Source organism: Metamycoplasma orale ATCC 23714 (assembly GCF_000420105.1).
GTDB classification, from domain to species: domain Bacteria; phylum Bacillota_I; class Bacilli_A; order Mycoplasmatales; family Metamycoplasmataceae; genus Metamycoplasma; species Metamycoplasma orale.
In genome coordinates this window covers 13,474-34,589 of the sequence record NZ_ATUH01000005.1, presented here as the reverse complement: position 1 = coordinate 34,589, position 21,116 = coordinate 13,474, and the positions used below count along the sequence as shown (strand labels likewise).

At 25.3% G+C, this 21,116-nt stretch carries 15 protein-coding genes and 1 tRNA gene; 2 read left to right on the top strand and 14 right to left on the bottom strand.

Annotation, left to right across the window (positions count from 1 at the left end):
- Positions 1-159: 159 nt before the first annotated feature.
- The 14 genes from pip to rpsB form a co-directional block, all read right to left on the bottom strand.
- Positions 160-1,113 (bottom strand): prolyl aminopeptidase, encoded by a 954-nt coding sequence (pip, locus tag F795_RS06450; RefSeq protein WP_022935966.1) that lies wholly within the window; start codon positions 1,111-1,113, stop codon positions 160-162.
- A gap of 19 nt (positions 1,114-1,132) precedes the next feature.
- On the bottom strand, positions 1,133-2,212 hold the full coding sequence (locus F795_RS03385; RefSeq protein ID WP_022935965.1) for an ABC transporter ATP-binding protein: 1,080 nt from the start codon (positions 2,210-2,212) through the stop codon (positions 1,133-1,135).
- A gap of 15 nt (positions 2,213-2,227) precedes the next feature.
- The gene (locus F795_RS06445; RefSeq protein WP_022935964.1) at positions 2,228-3,952 is read right to left on the bottom strand and encodes a hypothetical protein; all 1,725 of its coding nucleotides are present in this window, start codon (positions 3,950-3,952) and stop codon (positions 2,228-2,230) included.
- 86 nt (positions 3,953-4,038) lie between these two features.
- Positions 4,039-4,503: a large conductance mechanosensitive channel protein MscL gene (locus F795_RS0101455; RefSeq protein WP_022935963.1), complete on the bottom strand. Its 465-nt coding sequence runs from the start codon at positions 4,501-4,503 to the stop codon at positions 4,039-4,041.
- Positions 4,504-4,549: 46 nt separating this feature from the next.
- Positions 4,550-4,625 (bottom strand) — tRNA-Arg (locus tag F795_RS0101450).
- Between the two features lie 33 nt (positions 4,626-4,658).
- Positions 4,659-6,221, bottom strand: a complete 1,563-nt coding sequence (locus tag F795_RS0101445) for an APC family permease (protein WP_022935962.1) — start codon at positions 6,219-6,221, stop codon at positions 4,659-4,661.
- Between the two features lie 29 nt (positions 6,222-6,250).
- Positions 6,251-7,633, bottom strand: a complete 1,383-nt coding sequence (locus tag F795_RS06440) for a Sapep family Mn(2+)-dependent dipeptidase (protein ID WP_022935961.1) — start codon at positions 7,631-7,633, stop codon at positions 6,251-6,253.
- A gap of 65 nt (positions 7,634-7,698) precedes the next feature.
- Positions 7,699-7,932, bottom strand: coding sequence for a hypothetical protein (locus F795_RS0101435; protein ID WP_022935960.1), 234 nt, complete (start codon positions 7,930-7,932; stop codon positions 7,699-7,701).
- Between the two features lie 96 nt (positions 7,933-8,028).
- Positions 8,029-11,055: a DNA topoisomerase (ATP-hydrolyzing) gene (locus F795_RS03380; RefSeq protein ID WP_022935959.1), complete on the bottom strand. Its 3,027-nt coding sequence runs from the start codon at positions 11,053-11,055 to the stop codon at positions 8,029-8,031.
- Positions 11,056-11,069: 14 nt separating this feature from the next.
- Positions 11,070-12,989: a DNA gyrase/topoisomerase IV subunit B gene (locus tag F795_RS0101425; protein WP_022935958.1), complete on the bottom strand. Its 1,920-nt coding sequence runs from the start codon at positions 12,987-12,989 to the stop codon at positions 11,070-11,072.
- A gap of 230 nt (positions 12,990-13,219) precedes the next feature.
- Positions 13,220-14,821, bottom strand: a complete 1,602-nt coding sequence (locus F795_RS06435; RefSeq protein ID WP_027120253.1) for an MATE family efflux transporter — start codon at positions 14,819-14,821, stop codon at positions 13,220-13,222.
- Positions 14,822-14,844: 23 nt separating this feature from the next.
- The gene (locus F795_RS06430) at positions 14,845-15,618 is read right to left on the bottom strand and encodes a hypothetical protein (RefSeq protein WP_022935957.1); all 774 of its coding nucleotides are present in this window, start codon (positions 15,616-15,618) and stop codon (positions 14,845-14,847) included.
- A gap of 121 nt (positions 15,619-15,739) precedes the next feature.
- Positions 15,740-16,624 (bottom strand): translation elongation factor Ts, encoded by an 885-nt coding sequence (gene tsf, locus F795_RS0101410; RefSeq protein WP_022935956.1) that lies wholly within the window; start codon positions 16,622-16,624, stop codon positions 15,740-15,742.
- A 2-nt stretch (positions 16,625-16,626) separates the two neighbouring features.
- A complete protein-coding gene (gene rpsB / locus F795_RS03375; RefSeq protein ID WP_051129977.1) occupies positions 16,627-17,607 on the bottom strand; it encodes a 30S ribosomal protein S2 in 981 nt (326 codons plus the stop codon).
- Between the two features lie 451 nt (positions 17,608-18,058).
- Between rpsB and F795_RS0101400 the strand changes: the two genes are divergently transcribed.
- A complete protein-coding gene (locus F795_RS0101400; protein ID WP_022935954.1) occupies positions 18,059-20,203 on the top strand; it encodes a Tex-like N-terminal domain-containing protein in 2,145 nt (714 codons plus the stop codon).
- On the top strand, positions 20,197-21,102 hold the full coding sequence (locus F795_RS06425; protein ID WP_022935953.1) for a gamma-glutamylcyclotransferase family protein: 906 nt from the start codon (positions 20,197-20,199) through the stop codon (positions 21,100-21,102). Before F795_RS0101400 ends, F795_RS06425 begins: the two co-directional genes overlap by 7 nt.
- The last annotated feature ends 14 nt before the right edge of the window (positions 21,103-21,116 follow it).

Genomic DNA, 21,116 nt, shown 5'->3' with positions numbered 1-21,116 from the left:
ATATTTTATGAGCCTAAAAGTGCTAATAAATATTACATATTATACATTATTAAATAGATTAATATTTATAATGAGGACAATGAAATTCTAAAATGCACTAAAAATTTAACAATAATAAAAATGAAAGCATATTTTTGCTTTCATTTTCGTAAGTAGAAATTAATTATTTACTAGTTTTTTAAATTTTTCAGTAGCGTCAACTAAAGCTTCTGCTATACCTTTTTCTTTAGATGAATGCCCTGCGGCATTAATAAAATTGAGTTCACAATTATTTAATTGTTTTGATAATAAATATGCTCCTAAGGGACGACAATCCATGTCGTATCTTCCATGAATAATAATTGTTTTGATGTCTTTAATTTTATATGCATTGTTTAAAATGTAATTATCATCATCTAAAAAATTATGATTTACAAAATAATGATTTTCTAATCTTGCCAATTCTAAATTAGCTTTTGTATCTTGTAAATATTTTTCTAATTCTAGAAGGGGATTTAATGTTATTAAACTAAGTTCTCATTTTGCCCAGTGATATGCAGCTTTTAATGCAATATTTTGATCAGAAGAATTTAAATATTTATGATAAGCTTGGATTAAATTTGCTTGTTTATTTTTAGGAATAAAGTTTTTAAATTCATCATATAACTCAGGAAAATAGTTTGAAGCTCCATCTTGATATAAATAATGATTATCTTCGTCTCTAGCTAAATAAATTCCACGTAAAATTAATCCGCTTACATTTTGTGGATAATTTATTGCATAAATTAAGCTTAAGGCTGACCCTCAAGAACCACCAAATAAAATTCATTTATCGATGTTAAGGTATTTTCTTAGTTTTTCCATATCACTAACTAAGTCTCAAGTTGTGTTTTCCTTAATTTCAGCACTTGGTATACTTTTACCGCACCCTCTTTGATCAAATAAAATAACATGATAATGCTTGGGGTCAAAATATTGACGACTTTTTTCATCGAAACCACCACCAGGGCCACCATGCACAAATAAAATAGGTATACCTTTTTTATTACCAACTTCTTCAAAATAAATTGAATGTAAATCACTAACCTTTAATAATCCTTTATTAAAAGGTTCTACTATTTCATATAATTCCATAATTTGTTCCTCTACAAATTTATTCTGATTCAGTTGAATTAAAATAAATTTGATTTAATGATAATTTGTTTTCTTGTAAATCAAGTATATCAATATTATTATCTTTTGCTATTTGATATATTTTGATTTTTTCTTCAATATTATTTAATTTAATTAAAATTGAATTTTTAGTTTCAAATATATTAAATTTTAATAGTTCCAATTTCTTAAACAATAAAGCATTATTAGTTGAATTAATTTTATAATTAAATTCTTTATTTCTAATTTTTTCCGAAATTTTACCACTGTCTTTAACTTTACCATTTTCTAAAACTGTAAATGAATCAATATACTTTTCAAGTTCTGCAAGAATATGTGATGACATCAAAATAGTTTTACCTTGTTTGTGCAATTTTGAAATTGCTTCATAAAACTCAATTCTAGCTGAAGGATCTAAGTTAGCAGCCGGTTCATCCATAATTAAAATATCAGGATCATTTAACATTGCTTGCATTAATAATATTTTTTTCTTTTGGCCAGATGAAAGCTTTTCGGCTGACTTATTAAATTCCTTAGAAGAAAAACCATATTGAATCATTAAACTATTAACTTTTTCTTTAGCTTCTTTTGTGGATAATTTGGATAATTTTGCAAAATAATATAAGTATTCAAAAATAGTTAAATTCTTGGGAAAAACAGAAATTTCAGGAATATATCCAATTCTATCTTTTGATTTTTTATTAATTGAATCTATTCCATTAATAAAAATCTTCCCATATCCATCTTTGTAATAATTTAAAATCATTCTAATAGTTGTAGTTTTACCTGCTCCATTATTTCCTATAAAACCATGAAATTCACCTTTTTTAACTTCAAAAGAAATATCATCTAAAGCTCTAAAAGGTTGCCCTAAAGTATTTTGAAAAATTTTTGTTACATGTTGAATTGAAATAGCAATATCATCTTTAGCTTTTTCTATTTGTTTTTCAACTTCTAAAGCTTTTTTCTTATATTCATTATTAACTTTGTAATTATCCACAATTTTGTTAATGATATTTGACTTAGATTTATTGCTATTTGATGAATCTTCGGTTCTAATTTCGTTTTTATTTTTTACCATGATTAGTCCTTTAAATTATGAATAATTATTTTTTCTTGAATATATAATACTACCGACTACTAAAAGTAGCGTTGCAAAAGTTATTTGAGATAATATACTTGCATATCATTTTATAGTACGTTTTGTTCCAAATTCAATTATATTATTATTATTTAATTCAATAATTTTTAAACCTGATAAAGAATTTAAAATATTAACTTTTGATTTAAAATCATTAATATTAAAGTTTTGAATTAATGAACCATTATTGTTTTTGATCATTTTGGCTAGTAAATACATAATTGCTGTTGATTTAATCATATTATATTTAACAACTAAGTTGGTAAATATAGGGTTATCTTTTAATTGATTCATTTGTGTTTGATTGTACTTGGCTAAATTTTCTTTAGAATATTCAGGTTGTTCAAACACAACTTTTTCGATAGCAAAATTTTTAATTATTTCAAATACATCATTATCATTTCCAAGACCTTCAAGTAAATTAAGAATATTACCTTTTGAAATTACTGGAAAAGTTAAATTGAAAATTGCCTTTTTATCTTCATACAATTTGTCTAATTTGTTAATTAAATAATTGTATATTTCGTCAAACCCTGTTTTACGTTCATTTGTCATTGATTGTTCATTACTGTTTGATAAAAATTCAGACAAATCATCAAAAATTGAATCAGACCCTTTTTTGGGTGTAGCAATTGTACTTAAAATAGAAATATTAAAAGTTAAACCAAAATATGAAGTAATATCATTACCGCTAATGTCTTTGTCTACTAATTTAAATACAAATTTATTATCATTTAAATCATTATTAAATTTATCTTCATTGTATTCAAATTTTTTAACAGTCATAAATTCTTGTGAAATACCATTTTTTCTCTCAACAGTAAAAAATAATGAATTGAAATAAGAAGTTGCATCTAATCAAAATATTTTGTTATATAAAGTTTGGTTTGAATTATGCACAATTTTGCTAAAAGTTTCTTTAGTTGAAAACTTGTTTTCAATAGGAAAAGAAAAAACATTTACATCTAAAGGGTTACCAATAAAACTTCTAATGTATTTTTTATCTTTTTCTGAAATATTTTCTTTTAGAACTGTAGCATTTTTTAATTTTGCAATTGGAGAAATTAAATTAATTTTTGTTTTTGCAGGCGAAGAAATGAAAAATAAAATCATAATAATAATCATTGGAATTCAACCAGCTATAAATTGGTATGCTTTGGATTGAACAAAATTATGTCCAATAGCACCTATACCTATAGAAATTATGGCTATTAAAGCAGAAGCTAAAAAATAAACTAATCATGATAAAAATTTATCTTTAACTGCTAAAGTTGGTATTAAAAAGGTCCCAATTAAATATCCGACGCTTGTAATAAATATTTGTGAAGTAACACAAATTATAGAAGCAAAAATAGTTGCTCAATATATTTCCATTCTAGTTATCGGTTTAGATTGCATTACATAATAAATGCCTTCTTCTTTATATTTATAAAACAAAGTTTGCGCTGCAAAAGCTGAAGTCATAAATGCAGAGCAAGTTCCGAACATAACCATAAATGATCTAAACATTGCTGGGGCTTCTGAACTATTTATTAATTTGCCTGAAGGATCAGCAACTTTTAATGATATATATAAAGCTACAGCTATAGCAATATTTAAAAGTGAAAGAACAAAAGCAGCAATGTATGATGATATTTGCCGATAAAAAATTTTTAATTGCATCTTAAAAAAACTATTCATATCTTCCCTTTCATATTTTTGTTTAGTTAATAAATTATACCAAATTGAAAAATAGTAAAAAAAAGTTTAATAAAAACAATGTATTACTACATTGTTTTGTTTTTTGTATTTTGTTTGCTTAATTTTTCATTAAGTTGTTTTAATTCTTCTAAAATTAATTGTTCAGTTGTAGGTTCAGGTTCTTTTTCTTCTTCGATAGGTTGTTTTTTAGCTTTTCTATATTCTATTGCATTTTTGATTGCAAATATAATTAAAAGTGCTAAGAATATAAATAATGAAACAATTACAAAGTTAATTAATGCTGCTAAGAATTTGCCAATATATATACCATTAATTTCTCATTTAGCAATATCACCACTTCCGCTTCAAACTTTAGCAATTGCAGCCATAATAACATCGTTTGCTAAAGATGATACAACAGCACCAAATGCAGCACCTAATAAAAGACCAATGGCTAACATAAACATGTTGCCTTTTAAAACTGTTTTCTTTGCATCTTTATATGCATTTTTGATACAATGTTTTTTATTTTCTAATTCGTTTTTTGTCATAGTAAAATTATTATACTTATTTTTTTAAAAAAATAAAATAAAAAAATGGCGATCACAGCGGGAGTCGAACCTGCGACACCAAACTTAGGAGGTTTGTGCTCTATCCACTGAGCTATGTGACCAATACCATTTATATATTATAATATTTTGATGAATTAATCTTTTAATTTATTCTTATTAAAAATTTTGTAATTGTTGTAAACCAGCAATTCAAATTTATTTGGATCAGTATTATTTTCTAAAAATAAGTCGTCCAAGCCATCTTCAATATTCCTTTTTTCAGCTTTCTTAATAATTCATTTATTAAGGTAAGGAGAAATTAAAATTAATGCCCAATATCCAAAGTAAAATAACATTTCTATATATTTAGGACCAGTTTTGTTATTTACGAAAAATAGTCCTCATTTTAAAGTTTCATTATGATATATTTCTAAACTAAGTTGAGTTAAATATATAACATTTGCTCCAATTGAACCTATAATTGCAAATATAGAAATTATTCAATAAAGAACACTATTCATTTTCTTTGTTGCAAACGTTTTTCTTTTATGTAAATAAAAGCAAATAATTAAACCATAAAAATTAAAGAAAATCATGGTTGGTAAATTTGACAAACCATCAAGTAAATAATCACTTTTGGTTATAAATACAATAGTTGAAATAATTATTCAAATAACTAAATAAATTAGAGGAACAGTAAAAGCAATTAATTGCTTTAAATTATATTTTTCCTTAAGTTTTTTAGAATTAATCATTAAATTAGCATTGTAAACATTATTAATATCATAACTAAAAGTTGCAACAAAGCCATTAAGCACACCAAATGTAGAAATAAATAGGAAAATATTAAACAATATTAGTGATGCCTTAATTGCTTTTTGCTTTGAATTAATATCTAAAGCATTTTTCAATATTTCTTCAACAGATCCTGAATTATGTAAGATTGCTGACAAAGCAATTAAACAATAAATAATAACAATAGATAGCATTCCAAAGAGGATTGCTAAAGGGATTTTCTTTTCAGAATGTTCCATGTTAGAACCTACAGATCCAACACTTAAAAAAGCATCATAAGCAAAAAGAGCAGCTGGTAAAGAAACAAACATACCACGTAAACCTTTTGCAGTAAAAGGTTTTAAAAATGTGTTTGCTCCACCACTAAAGTTTTTATTAGCAAATATAATTCCTACAATAATTGCAAATAAAAGGGGAAGTAATTTAATTACTGTAGTAATGCTTTGAATTCACTTACTATTTTTTATACTTAACATTAAAGTTAAAAAAATAATTGTAAATATACTTAAAGCACAAAATGGCAAAACATAAATAGGAACATTTACATTAAAAATAGATTTAATTAGTTCTAAAAAAGTTTCAGCACTAAAAAAACTAATAATGCATATTAAAAGACCGCCATAAAAAAATGTTCAATTGAATGCAATAAAATAACCAAATTTTTTGTTTTTAATTTGGGTCGATCAATTAGCAAGTCCAGAAATTTTAGAATTTTTGAGTGTACCTATTTCTCAATAACTAAGTGCACAACAAATTGCAATAATTCCTGAAATAATTCAAGTTAAAAGTCAAGCTATTCCTTCACTATCAACAGTTTTTTTAATAGAAATATTTTTAAAAAATATACCTATACCAACAACTGTTCCAACAATCATTGTAAGAGCTAAACCAAAACTTATTTTTTTAACATTTTTCTGGTTCAATGTTTTTTCCTTTTTATAATTTAATTATCTTAATTATCAAAATAATCTTGTAATCTATATAAAGCATTTATATAGATTTCTAGAGATTCTTTCATTTCTTTAAATGAATATCTTTCATTACTTGCATGCATTAATTTAACATCACTAGTTGCCCCAAAGGCCACACAATTATCAAACAATCTTGCATATGTACCAGCACCCATAGCAATAGGTTCTAGTGAAGTTTTATGATATTCATTATAAGTGTCCATCAATATTGTAACTAACTTATCATTTCTATCTAGAACTTTGGCACTTTTGGTTGAAATAGGTTCAATATGAATTTTTTTATTCAATGTAGAAATATATTTAGATAAATCACTAAAGATATTGCTTTTAGTAAATGTTACCGGAACACGCAAATCAAATGATAAAACATAATATCCCGGAATAGTTCTAATCATACCTAGGTTTGCAGTTAATTTACCTGAATGATCTTCATAGTTAGGAAAAATTTCTTTTAGGCTGAAATCATTTTCATCACTAAAATTTTGACTAAAAAACTTAAATAAAGCATTGTTTTTTAATTTAGGTTCTGCTTTAATAAATTCTTTAAAGAATTTTAAAATAGCATTTTCCCCTGAAGCTGGATCAGATCCATGTCCTGAAATACCATTAACTTTTAATATATTAAGTTTAGATTCGTATTTAGTTTCGCCTTCTGGAAACTTATCTTGCAGTTTTTCAATATTTGGATATTGAACATAAATAGAATCAGGAATTTGATTTACAACTTTACCTGCTTCTATTGCGAGTCCTTCAATTGCAGGGAATCACAAATTAATATGGTAAATTAATTTTTCTGCATATACTACAGGTCAACATCCATCAGGAGTATAAGCAATTAGCGGTTCTCCAAAATCATGTAAGTAAGTTTTCATAGAAAGCATACTTGTTTCTTCAGATAAACCAAAAACTAATCTTATTGCTCAATCGTCTTTTAAAAGGTTGTGGTCCTTAATATATTTCATTGCATATAAATTAACAATTGTAGGTCCTTTATCATCAACACTACCTCTAGCATATAAATCAGTTGCATTCTTTATTGGCAAAAACGCATTAGTCGTAAGTCACTTTGCGCTATTACCTTCAGGAACTACATCAAGGTGTGCTAAAATAGCAATAATTTTATCGCCTTCACCAATTTGAGCAAAACCATACATTTTGCTTGGATCTTTGTGAATTTTAAAACCAAATTCTTTAGCTAATTTTAATGTATAGTTTAAAGCTTTATTACATTCAACACCAAAGGGATATTCTGCATTTTTTGAATATTCACTAATAGAAGGAATTGAACAAAGGCTTGCTATTTTTTTTACCATTTCATTAAATTCTTCTGGGCTTTGTGTGTATCTTATTAATTTTTTTGCCATATTTTTCTCCATATAAATTAAAAAAGTAATGAAATTAAAATTTCATACTTTTTTTTCATATTTTATTATTTAGATTCTATTTTTTTAGGAGCAGCTTTTTTTACTGTTTCTTTTTTAGGCGCTGCTTCTTTTTTAGCGGTTGATGCTTTAGGTTTAGCTTCAACTTTTTTTACTTCTTTAGAAGTAGTAGTTTTACCATATTTTTCTGCTCTTCTTAATTCTCTTGCTCTTTCTTTAGCAAGTTTTGCTTTTCTAAGTTCAGCACGTTTTTTATTTCTTTGTCTAATTTCTATTCTCATAATAATTCCTTTTTTTGTAAATAAGTTTCTATTAATAAAATTTGTTAAATAAATTAATTGTTTTTGAATTTAATTAAAAATCTATTATATTTTAAACTATTTCTTAAATTTTTTTCAAATTTTAAAATCACCACTACCATTTAAAATTTTGTCTAAATCTAAGTTTTCCATAGCTTCAATTTTTTTATCAACACTTTCTTTAGTTACAGGCTTTGTATTTTTCTTTGGCTTTTCTTCTTCTTTTTCTTTACCAAATATTTTTCCAACATCTAAAGCAGATTCTTCCGTTTTTGTAAAATCTAAATCCACTTCAGTGACTATATCATCATCAACGGTTCTAAAGTCTTCAGAGTTATTTTCATCAGTAAGACTTCTTTCTTGTAATTTGACTTCAATACTTGTGTTTTTGTCAATTTCACCAGAAATTGCAATTTTGTTGTCTTTTAATTTTGAAAGAATTTCTTTTTCTTCATTTTTATCATAAACTGTATCTTCAAAAATGTATCCATGTTTAAAGATTACAGATTCAGCACTTTGTGTTACATCAAGATCATTTTCTTCATATTCATGATTTTGTTTTCTTAATTCATCACGTGCAGCATCAATAACATTTTTATCACTTAATTCATTAACTTTATATGGTTGAATTAAAAATCCGATATTATTTACATTTTTAATTCTAACATTACTGATTGGTTCTTTTAATGGTGAAGGGTTAATTGATTTAAGTTCAAATTTTTCGGGTTGATTTTCTGAATTAGTAAAATAGTATGAAATTTCTTTAGTTCAACTTTCAATACCAGTTACTTCAGATTTGACAGTTTTTGAAGGGAAGTAGAATATTTTTCCACGTGAATTTCTACCAACAGGCTTAATTTCTTTAATTCTACATTTTTTAAATTGACCCTTGTTAGTACATAAAATCATTCTTTCATTAAATGGTCTTAAAGTATTAAATGCTTCAACATATGAATCATCATCTAACTTAAGTAAAGATATTCCGCTTGCCTTAGCTGAATATTCACTAACAATTTTGTCATCAAAGAAGTAATAAATTCCGCCTGTTATTAAAATGAATAACATTTTTTCTACATTAGAAACCTTAACGTCAACTAATCTATCATCAGCTTTTAAAGGCATACATGTTCTTTTTCTTGCAACGTATTTATCTTCAAAATCATTTAAACTCATTTTTTTAGCATAACCTTTTCTAGTTATCATAATAAGTTTTGCATATGTTTGGAATGAAGTAACTTCCATGATTCTAACAATGCTTTCACCATTATCAAGAGCAACAATAGAAGATACGTGAGTTCCTAAATCTTTTCAGCCACATTCTTTAATAGTATGTGCATCTAAAATAAAATAGTTACCTAAGTTTGTGAAAAATAACATTTTAGATAATGAATTTATTTTATCAAAATAAAATATTGCATCATTTTCTTTTAATTTATATGAAGAAAAATCATTTGACATTCTTGTCTTTTTACTAATTCTTTTAATATATCCTTCTTGAGAAATAAAGAAATAATAATCTTCATTTTTAGCAAGCAATTTAGTATTGACAACATTTGATACTTTTTCTTCAGAAATTTCTGTTTTTCTAGGCATGCCATATTCTTTTTGAATATCTTTAAGTTGTGCAATCAAAAACTTATCAAATGCATCAGGGTTATTTAAAAGTTCATTGCAATTAGCAATCAAACCTTCAAGTTCTATTTTTTCTCTAGCATATTCTTCTTGATCCATTCTAGATAATTTATACAATCTAAGTTCAGCAATAGAAGTAGCTTGAAGGTTAGTAAAACCAAATTCTCTTTCTAAAGCTTCAATAACACCTTTCTTAGAATTATCCGAATTTCTAATTACTTTAATAACTTCATCAGAAATTAGTGCTACTTTAATAAAACCTTCAACAATTTCAAGTCTTATTTTATATCTTTCTAAATCAAAAGTAATACCTTTGGTATTAACGTCCTTTAAGTGCAATAAATAAGCATACAATAAACCTTGAAGATTCATAAGTTTAGGTGCATTTTCAAAAATTGCAACCATATTGTAGTTATATGATATTCTAAGATCAGTTTTTGACATTAAATAGTTAATGATAGCTTCGGGGTTAGCTTCTTCTTCAAGTTCTAAATAAATTGAAATGCCTTCACGATTTGATTGGTCTCTAACTTCAGCGACACCATTTATAGTTTTATCAATAACCAAAGTATCAATATCAGCAACTAATTTTGATTTAACAACGCCAAAAGGAATTTCATAAATATCAATTCCAATTATTTTCTCAGGATCTTCTTCACTATAAACATATTTAAACTTAGAAGATAAAATTATTTTTCCTTGTCCTGTTTCAAAAGCTTGATCGATTCCTTCAAGTCCATTTATAAGACCACCAGTTGGAAAATCAGGTCCTTTAACAATTTCTCTTAATTCTCTAAAAGAAGTGGTTGGTTTCTTAATTAATTTAATAGTAGCATCTAAAATTTCATTTAAATTGTGCGGTGGAATTTCAGTGGCAAAACCTGCTGCAATACCTTTAGCACCATTAATTAATAAGTTAGGTATTAGCGAAGGTAAAACAATGGGTTCATATTCACTATCATCAAAGTTAGGCGCCATAGAAACTACTTTACGGTCTAGGTCTTTAAGTAATAATTCGCTTATTCTTTCAAGTCTAGATTCAGTATAACGCATAGCAGCAGCTGGGTCATCATCAATAGAGCCTTTATTACCGTGCATTTCAATAAGTGGATAATTACTCTTTCATTCTTGACACATTCTTACAAGAGCTTCATAAATAGAAGAATCGCCATGTGGGTGATATCTACCAATAACATCCCCTACAATTCTGGCTGATTTTTTAAAGGGTTGATTATTTTTCAAATGTAAATTTCACATTGAATATAATATTCTTCTTTGAACTGGTTTAAGCCCATCACGAGCATCAGGAATAGCACGTTGTTGAATGATATATTTAGAATAACGTCCAAATCTATCATTCATAATTTCAATCATATTTTTCTCAATGATATTCTCAATATAAAGATCTATTTCTTCTTTTTTACTTTTATCATCATTATTTTGATTCCTTTTATTTTTATCATTTTTAGACATTGTGCAACTCCTTTCTATTTATTAATATCAGTTTTAATTTGGAAATCATCTTCATCAGAAAAATCAACGTGAGTGTTAATTCATTCTTTTCTTCCACCAATATCATCGCTCATTAGTGTACTTACATTTCTTTCAGTAAGAGCTTCATCATCAATTCTAACTTTAATAATGCTTCTAGTTTTAGGATTCATAGTAGTTTCTCAAAGTTGTTCGGCATTCATTTCACCAAGACCTTTATATCTTTGAATTTCATAGTTAGAATATTTTGTTGTAAGTTCTTTTAATTCTTCTTCATCTCAAGCATAGTAAATTTTAGTTTTAGCTGATCTTACGGTCACTTTATAAAGTGGAGGAAGTGCTATATAAACCATACCATTATCAATTAATTGTTTCATAAAACGATAGAAGAAAGTTAAAAGTAATATTTGAATATGCGCACCATCAGTATCAGCATCGGTCATAATAACTATTTTTCCATATTGACAATTCTTAAGATTAAAGTTTTCTTGTATGCCCGCACCAATAGTATTAATAATTGTAGCGATTTCTTCATTGCCTAAAATATCTACTAACTTTGCTTTAGCAGTATTTAGTACTTTACCACGCAATGGTAAAATCGCTTGAGTAACACGGTCACGACCCATTTTAGCTGAACCACCAGCTGAATCTCCTTCGACTAAGAAAAGCTCTTTGATTGCTGGATTTTTTGATTGAGCAGGTGTTAATTTACCTGAAAGAATTTTTTTAGCTTCAAGTTTAGTTTTAACTTTTCTTATTTCATTACGAGCATTTCTAGCAGCTACCCTAGCATCATATGCTTTTTTAATTTTAGTTAAAATAACATCAGCTTCTTTTTTGTTTTCATTTAAATAAAACATTAAATTTTCTGATAAAAATTCTTCAACCGCTTCACGTGCTTCAGCTGTTCCTAATTTATCTTTTGTTTGACCAACAAACTCTAAAATAGATTCAGGAACTTTTAAAGAAATTACTGCAACAAGTCCTTCTCTGACATCATTTCCTTCAAAGGTCTTATTTTTCATTATACCTTGTGCACTTGCGTATTCATTAATAGTTTTAGTTAATGCAGATTTAAAAGCAACTTCATGAGTTCCACCATCACGAGTTTTAACATTGTTAACAAAACTAAAGATTGATTCGTTATAGTTATCTGTATAAACCATAGCAATATCAATATCTATTTTTTTATGTACGCCTGAAGCGTGAAATACACTACCAATTAAATTTCTACCTTCAGCTATATATTTAACATATTCTTTAATACCTTCATTAGTTTCAAAAATAACTTTATCGTTATTTAGTTCACTTGTAAAATATATTTTTAAATTAGGAATTAAAAAACTTGATTCACGTAATTTTTCTTTAACTATTTCACTTGAAAATTTAGATTTCTTAAAAATAGTAAAATCAGGTCAAAATTGAATTCTTGTACCTCTTTTAGTTGTGCTACCAATTTTATGAGTTCTAGTTACGATTTTTTCTTGTTCAAATTCAGTTTCATATTCTTCTTTATCACGATAAACTTTAGCAATTAATTTTGAACTTAAGGCATTTACTACTGAAGATCCAACCCCGTGTAATCCCCCACTAGTTTTGTAAACTCCTTCTTCAAATTTTCCACCAGCATGAAGTTCTGTAAAAATTAATTCAACACCAGTTTTTCCACCTGAGTGTTTATCAACAGGAATACCACGCCCATTATCTTCAACAATACATGAACCATCAGCTTTGAGTGTAACTTTAATTTCGTTGGCATATCCTGCTAAAGCTTCATCTAAAGCGTTATCAACTATTTCTCATATTAAGTGGTGAAGCCCAGTACTATCAGTAGACCCGATATACATACCAGGTCTCTTTCTAACGGCTTCTAAGCCCTTTAAAACTTTTAAATCTTTTGCATTATAATTAGACATATTTAAAATTATAAAATAATTATTTTAAGATTTACAAATATCTGTTTTTTATTTTAAATATTATTTAAAATAAAAGAATAAAAGAAAAAAATAATTAAACTAGGACAAAAATTTTGGACTAAATTGTAAAATTTTTGTCCTAGTTTAATTTTGTAAAAAAAATTACAACTTTGAAATGAACGTTTCATTAACAAGTTGTAATTCTAATAACAAAATTTAATATATTATTTTTAAACATGGTAAGAAGGATCTTTTTCCATTCCTTCAATTGTAATGTTTTGCATTCAATTACATTTTAAGGCAATAATTTCATAAACAATTAAACGTACAAAATCAAACCCAAAGAATAAGAAATAAGCTAATGGTAAAGATAAACTTGGAAAATATCTTTTTAAAACAAATACTATTATTAAAAGTCAACCAAAAGATAAAATGTTTGCAGTGAATGTAGTAATCGAACTTAAATAATTTTTTCCCCCAGCTCTAATTAATGCAGAAGTTGTATAAAATCAGCATCATATAGGATTAATACCAATAAATACATAACATGAATTTATAAAAGTAGTTCTAAAGAAATTTTTTCCTTCAGTAATTCTTTCTAAAATAAATGAAGGCTGCAATTCAGATACATTACTAAGTGATAGATTATATTCATTATTAATACTTGCAAGATTATTATTATTAGCGAAATAACCCCCAATATATTCTTGTACACCCTTTGCACTTGAAGGTAAATATGCTATAACATAAATTATACCAATCATAAGCACTGAAGAAATAACTCCACAAATTGTATGAAATCCTCTTAAAGCATATGCATGCTTTTCAGCTTCTTCAAATTCATCTCTTCCTAAATGTCTTGCAACAAAGTATGTAACATTATTTGAACAAGCATAAGTTATAGAAGAAGCTACACTAGAAAGACTTTCAACAAGCCCTAAAATAGTTACACCACTAATACCCATCCAAACCTTTCCAACACTACTTTCGGGAAAACCACGAGTTCAAATCATCATTCTAAGAGGAATAGTAATCATTGCAATAATCATAAAAATAATTGCAGGTAATCTTCTAAAAATTTGTTTGGCAATAGGCTTAGTAATGTTAAATAATTTAAATGGCGACATAAAAATATTTCTGTCTTTAAAATAAGCAAATAATAAATCGCTAATTAAACAAATAACATTAGAAATTATAGTTCCAATTGCTGCATAGTAAGGAAAAGGTTTTTTAAGAGCAAATAATGTAATAGCATTAATTGTACAATTTGATAATAATGTAAGAGTTGAAGACACTAATGCATATTTAGAATGTCCGGTTTCAATTAATAACATATTTGTATTAAAGTTATAAGCGCATATTAATCAAACAGCAGTCATTAATAATAAATACTTTCTTGCATTTGCTAAAGCATGCGTAGAAATGCTCTTTCCGCTGACGGCTATAATCATACTGTTTGGACTAATTCAACTCGGCAAAGCGAAGCAAAATGCTATAAATAAGAACATTCAAAAACGAACGTTCATTATTTGATTAATTTTATCATATTCTTTTTTACCATAATATTGACCTACGAACATAGAAAGTATTCCTTGAATAGCAAAAAACATAGTTGTTAATAGTCCTGTTCAAGTATTGGCATAAGTTAGAGAATCGACTCCTTGACTTAGGTGGCTAACCATAAAATTATCAAGAAATCCGTTTAAGCAAAAAATTACTTCGGCAAATATAATTGGCAAAGTTTTAATAAAATATAATTTCCAATCACTTCTAGATTGTGGAAATATTCTTTTAAAAAAATTTTTCTTTTTTGCTTTTTCAATTGTTTCCATTTTCTTATAATTTCCTTATATACTTATCAAGATCAAATTTTTTCTTTTAAATCTTTTATAGTTGTTTTGTCATCAATATTTAGTAATTTTAAGATTTTAATTAATTCTCTTTTTTGATTAATTTCTTTAGCTAATTTATCAATGTCTTCATTTGACATATGAGTATTAATATAAATCATTCTTTTGACATCGTCTTCAGAATAAGCTTTAAGTTCTCTTAAGAGAGATTTTTTATCTAATGCTAAATAATATTTAGTTCTTTTATCTTTTGGTTTTAAATTTTTAATACTATTGGTATAAAGTCAATATCCAGCAAATGAAGCAATTGCACCATTTCTATCTAACATTTGATTTAAAACTAAATCATCTGAATAATTCATTTTAATTATTTTTTTAAGTTTAGAAAAATAATTGTCGGTTATATATTTAGCAGTTAATTTAGAAAGTGAAATGTTTTTTTGGCTTATTAATGGTTTGGTTTCATTTTCGGGAAAAAGTCTTTTTATACATTTTGTTTCTAAATCAGGGTTATGTCCTATAAAAATAATATTTTTTATATTAACATGTTTATTAATTTTATTTATATCTTGAATTATAAATTTTCTTAAAATAATTCAAATTGAAGTTAATGTATTATGCATTGTAAAATCCATAACAAATGTTTTAGTTTCAAATTGATTTTTTTCATTAAGTAAACCTAAAGTATATGCAAAAGGAGTACCACTAGGTAAATTTATAAGTCTAGCAAATGGATTACTAATAGCTTCAAAGTCAATATATACTTCTGTTTTTTCCATGTTTTGCCTTTCAATATAAAATATTAATTGTAATAAATACAATTATAGTATTCTTAAAAATAAAACTCAAAAATCTAAATTGTAAAATTAGAGTTTTGAGTTTAGAATTAAATTTAGTTAATTATTTTTTATTCATTTGTTCAGCAACTTCAGCTGCAAAATCAACGCTTTTCTTTTCAATACCTTCGCCAACTTCAAATCTTTGTGCTTTAACTAATTCAAGTTTTGCTTCTGATAAAATAGTAGCAACAATTTTTGAGTCTTCCATAACAAATGGTTGGTATAAAAGAACACCTAAGTCGTTATATTCTTTTTTAAGCATTCCAGCCTTAATGTTTTCAACAATTTTTTCTGGTTTGCCTGCAAGTTTAGGACTTTCATTAATTGATTTTTCAATATCTTTTAAGGTTTTTTTATCAACATCTTCTAATAAAATGTATGAAGGATTAAGGGCAGCAATATGCATTGTTATATGTCTTAAAACTTCTTCATTATCACCTTTAGCAAGAGCTATAACAGCAATTTTATTGTTAGCATGTGTATAACCTGCAACAACTTCACCTTTTTTAGCTTCTAATTTTTCAACACGTCTAAGAGATATTTTTTCACCAATTTTAGCAGTAAGATCTTTACAAAAATCTTCAACAGTTAATTTACCTAATTTTAATTTTAAAACATCATCAAAGGTTTTAAATTTTGAGTTTGCTAATAATTCTTGTAATTGATCAGCAAAATCTAAAAATAATTTATTTTTAGCAACAAAGTCAGTTTCTGAGTTAAGTTCAAATAAAACTGCAATGTTATTTTTAATATACGCTCTAGCAATACCATCAGCCGCAATTCTACCTGATTTTTTAGCAGCTTTAATAATACCATTTTCTTGTAATCAAGCTATAGCTTTTTCAATTTCATAGTTTGTAGCTTCTAAAGCTCTTTTACAATCAATAAGAGCAGAATTGGTTCTTTCTCTTAAATCTTTTAATATTTCTAATTTATTGTCAGCCATAATTATTCCTCATCGTTTTTATTTTCTTTTTTTGATTCTGATTTAGAAGAATTGTCTTCACGTTTTGATTCTTCATTTTTATGGAAGTTTCTTTCTTTATTATTGAAAGATCTTTGGTTATTATTTCTAAAATTATTTCTTTGTTGGAACTTTCCTCTATTTTGTGTTTGATTTTGTTCTTTTTTAGGTTCTTCAGGTAAAATAATTTCTTCATTTGGTTTGTAAGCAAATAATTGTTTATTTCCTCTAGCAGCACAAATAGCATCAGCTAAAATAGTTAATACTAATGTAAGTGATTTAACTGAATCATCATTTGCTGGAATTACAAAGTCTGATAAATCAGGATTTGAGTTAGTATCATTAATTGTAAAAATTTTAATACCTTTTTTTCTAGCTTCTTTAATTGCAATTTCATCATCTATTGGACTTGCACAAATCATAACTTGTGGAAATGTTCCTTTATTTGCAAGTTTTCTAATTCCACCTAAGTTCTTTTGAAGTTTAGCTATTTTCTTATCAAATAACATTCCTTCTTTTTTGCTATATCCTTCATAGTTGTTTGCTTTTAATTCTTCTAATCTATCTAATTCTTTAACACTTCTAAAAATTGTTTGTGAGTTTGTTAATGTACCGCCTAATCATCTTTCTGATACATAAACTGAATTAGTTCTAGCAGCAGCTTCTTCAATAGCTTTTTTAGCATGTTTTTTAGTTCCTACTCAAATAAATGAAATAGGCTTTTGAGCCATTTTGTTTAATAATTGATAAGCGAATTCTAATGCTTTTTGAGTTTTAGCAATATCAATAATATGAATTCCTAATCTTTTTCCATAAATGTATTGTTTCATTTTTGGATTTCAATGACTTACTCAGTGTCCAAAATATGTTCCAGCTTCTAATAATTTTTCACGTGAAACAATTTCTGGTCCTTTTTGAATATTATCAGCAGGTTTTGCATTTTTTTTGTCTTCTGCTTCTTTTATTCTAAATTCTTTAGTAATAGTTAAATCTTCTTTTGGACTAGATTTTCTAACTACTTTTTTTGATTCTTCTTTTTTAACTTCAACTTCTTTTTTAGAAGTTTTTGCTTCTTTAAGTTCTTTTGCTTCTTTATTAGAAACATCAGAAACTTTTTTAGCAGTTTCTTTTTTTGCTTCTGGCATAAATATTTCCTTTTTTAAATTTTTATTTGTTAAGCTTCCTATTACTTCGAACAATTAACATTACTTATAAAGTAACACATGCAATTGAATTCATAATAGTGTTTGATTAATTAATAAATTTGTATAAATAATCAAGTACGAAAAGTACATTAATATATTACCACTTTTTAATAAAAAAACATAAATAATTATTAGATTTTATAATAAAGTAAAAAATGTTTTTTTAAAAGTATTTTTTGTAAAATATAATTATAAATTAAGGAGTAAATAAATGAAATCAATTGATTTAGTTGCAAATAATTTAAAAGTTTCACATTCGCAAGTTGAAAATACTTTAACACTTTTAAATGAAGGAGCTACAGTTCCTTTTATAGCTAGATATAGAAAAAATGTTACAGGTAATTTAAATGAAGAAATTATTGAAAAAATATTTGAACAATTTAAATACAATGAAGAACTAAACAAAAGAAAAGAAGCAATAATTAAAATTCTTAGTGAAAGTAAACTGCTAACAGATGAATTAAAAAATGCTATTGAAAATGCCAAACAAAAACAAGAACTAGAAAATATTTATGAGCCATTTAAAGTTGGCAAAAAAACAAAAGCTTCTGAAGCTATTGAAAAAGGTTTAATGCCTTTTGCTTTAGAAATACTTAATAATAAAGACGACAATTATAAAATATTTAAAAATGCTGAAAAATACTTAGATAAGTTTAGTACTAAGGATGAGGTAATTGAAAATGTACAATATGTTATCGCTCAATTAATTTATCAAGATATTGAAAATAGAAATCTAATTAAAAAATATGTTTATGAAAATGGAAAGATAATTACTAAAATTAAAAAGAATGCAAGAGATGAAAATAAAGTATTTGAACAATATTATGATTATTATGAAAAAGTTAAATATATACCTAATCATAGAATATTAGCTATATCTCGTGGAGAAAATTTAAAAATACTAAGCTATGATATTACATTTTATATTACGCCAATTGAAAAAGAATTAAGAGAAAAATATTTTAAATCTCGTGCCACAGCACACTATATTAATTTAGCAATTAATGATTGCCTAAATCGATTATTTTTTCCTTCAATAATTAGGGAAATAAAAAGTGATTTATTTGAAAGAGCTGAACAAGATGCAATAGAACTTTTTGGTAAAAGTTTAGAACAAATGCTTTTGGCTCCTGCAATTAAAAATAAAATTATTTTAGCAATTGATCCTGGTTTTATTAATGGTTGTAAAATAGCTATCTTAAATGAAAATGGAAAATTACTAGATAAAAGAATAATTTATCCTAACACACAAAAAAATAATTCAAATCAGGATGAAAAATTAATTAATTTTTTAATTGATAAATACTCAATTGATTTAATTGTAATTGGAAATGGAACTGCCAGTCAAGAAACAAAAGAATTTATATCTAAAGTATTAGATATAAGGAAAAAAGAAAATTTTAAAGATCATGTAAAATGTTTAATTGTTTCAGAAATTGGAGCGTCAGTATATTCAGCTTCAAAAATTGCAATTGAAGAATTTCCAAAATTAAGTGTAGAGGAAAGAAGTGCAATAAGTATTGGTAGAAGATTTCAAGATCCGCTTAATGAATTAGTTAAAATTGATCCTAAATCTATCGGAATTGGTCAATATCAACATGATGTTAATCAAAAAGAATTGTCAAAACATCTTGAATTTAAAGTTAATAAAGTCGTTAATATGGTAGGCGTTGATTTGAACACAACCAATAAAATTATTTTATCTTTTATTTCTGGACTTAATGAAAAGCTTGCTAACAATATTATTGAATACCGTGAAAAAAATGGGATTTTTTCTTCAAGAAAAGAATTACTTGATGTAAAAGGCATTAATGAAAAAGTTTATGAACAATGTATTGGATTTTTAAGAATATTTGATTCAAGTACATTTTATGATAAAACCAACATACACCCTGAAAGTTATAACAATGCTAATAAATTAGTTAAATATTTAAATATTGATTTAAATAATATAAATAAAGAAATTTTAAAAAATGTTAACTTAGACTTATTAGAAAAAGAACTTAACATTAATAAATATGATTTAACTTTAATAATTGACTCTCTTTTAAATCCAGGAAAAGATATTCGTGATGAAAAAGAAGGATTTATTATAAATGAAGGAATTAAATCATTTGAAGATCTAAAAGTTGGTCAAGAACTAATTGGGCATGTTTCTAATATCACTGATTTTGGTGCATTTATTTTTATAGGAATTAAAAACAATGTTTTAGTGCATATTAAATACATGAAAAAAAGTCCTAATCAATTTGTTAGTCATCCTTCTGAAGTTTTATCTATTGGAGATAATGTAAAAATTAGAATTATCAACATAAATAAAGAAAATAAAAGAATTCAAGGTCAAATATTATGATAAATAAATTTATCTATATTTTCAGTTATGGAACCTTACAAGATGAAAGATTATTAAAAATTCTTAACATTAAAGTTTATAAATCATATGATGGTATATTAAATAATTATGCTAAATTTAGTGATACAAGTCCCTATTTAGGCATTATTGAATATAAAAATAAATTTGTAACCGGAAAAGTTTTGAAAATTAAGAAAAACGATTTATGAAAAATTGAATATTGAGAAGATAAGCCTGAATACATTGAACAAAATGTTAAAGTATGAATTAATAGTGAAAATAAGTTTATTGATGCATGAGTTTATATTAAAGAACCAATTGAAAAATATTATTTAATTGGCGATGATAAATTAACCAATTTAGAAAAAATGTATCATAATGCTTTAATGTCCTTAGAATCAAAAAAACATTTTTTTAAAAACACTAATTGTAGTTTAACTTTCGGAGTTAAATATACTTTTAATCTTGATGATAATATTTTTAAAAATAAAACTAATAATAAAAAATTTAGTAAGTTTAAGCAAATTATTTTAAATATATTTAAAAATAATAATATTTACTTTTTAAATTCTGATAATTTTAAATACTTATTTGTATTAAAAGATAAAGACAAACAATACAACTTATATTTATTTTCATTTAATAATATAATTTCAAAGTTTAAAATAAAAAAATATATTCAAGAAATTAAAAATCAATATTTTAATTTTGAATATATAAATAAAAATATATTAAAGTTTGTTGATATTAAAGCAGAATATAAAAATTCTAATTTAGTATATTTAATAAATAATAAAATATATAATAAAAACAATAAATGTTTAACTGCACAAGTATTAAATACTTTAAATACTGAATTAGAAATTAAAGCTCTTATTGATATTTTGAAAAAAGAATCTTAATTATTTATTAATAA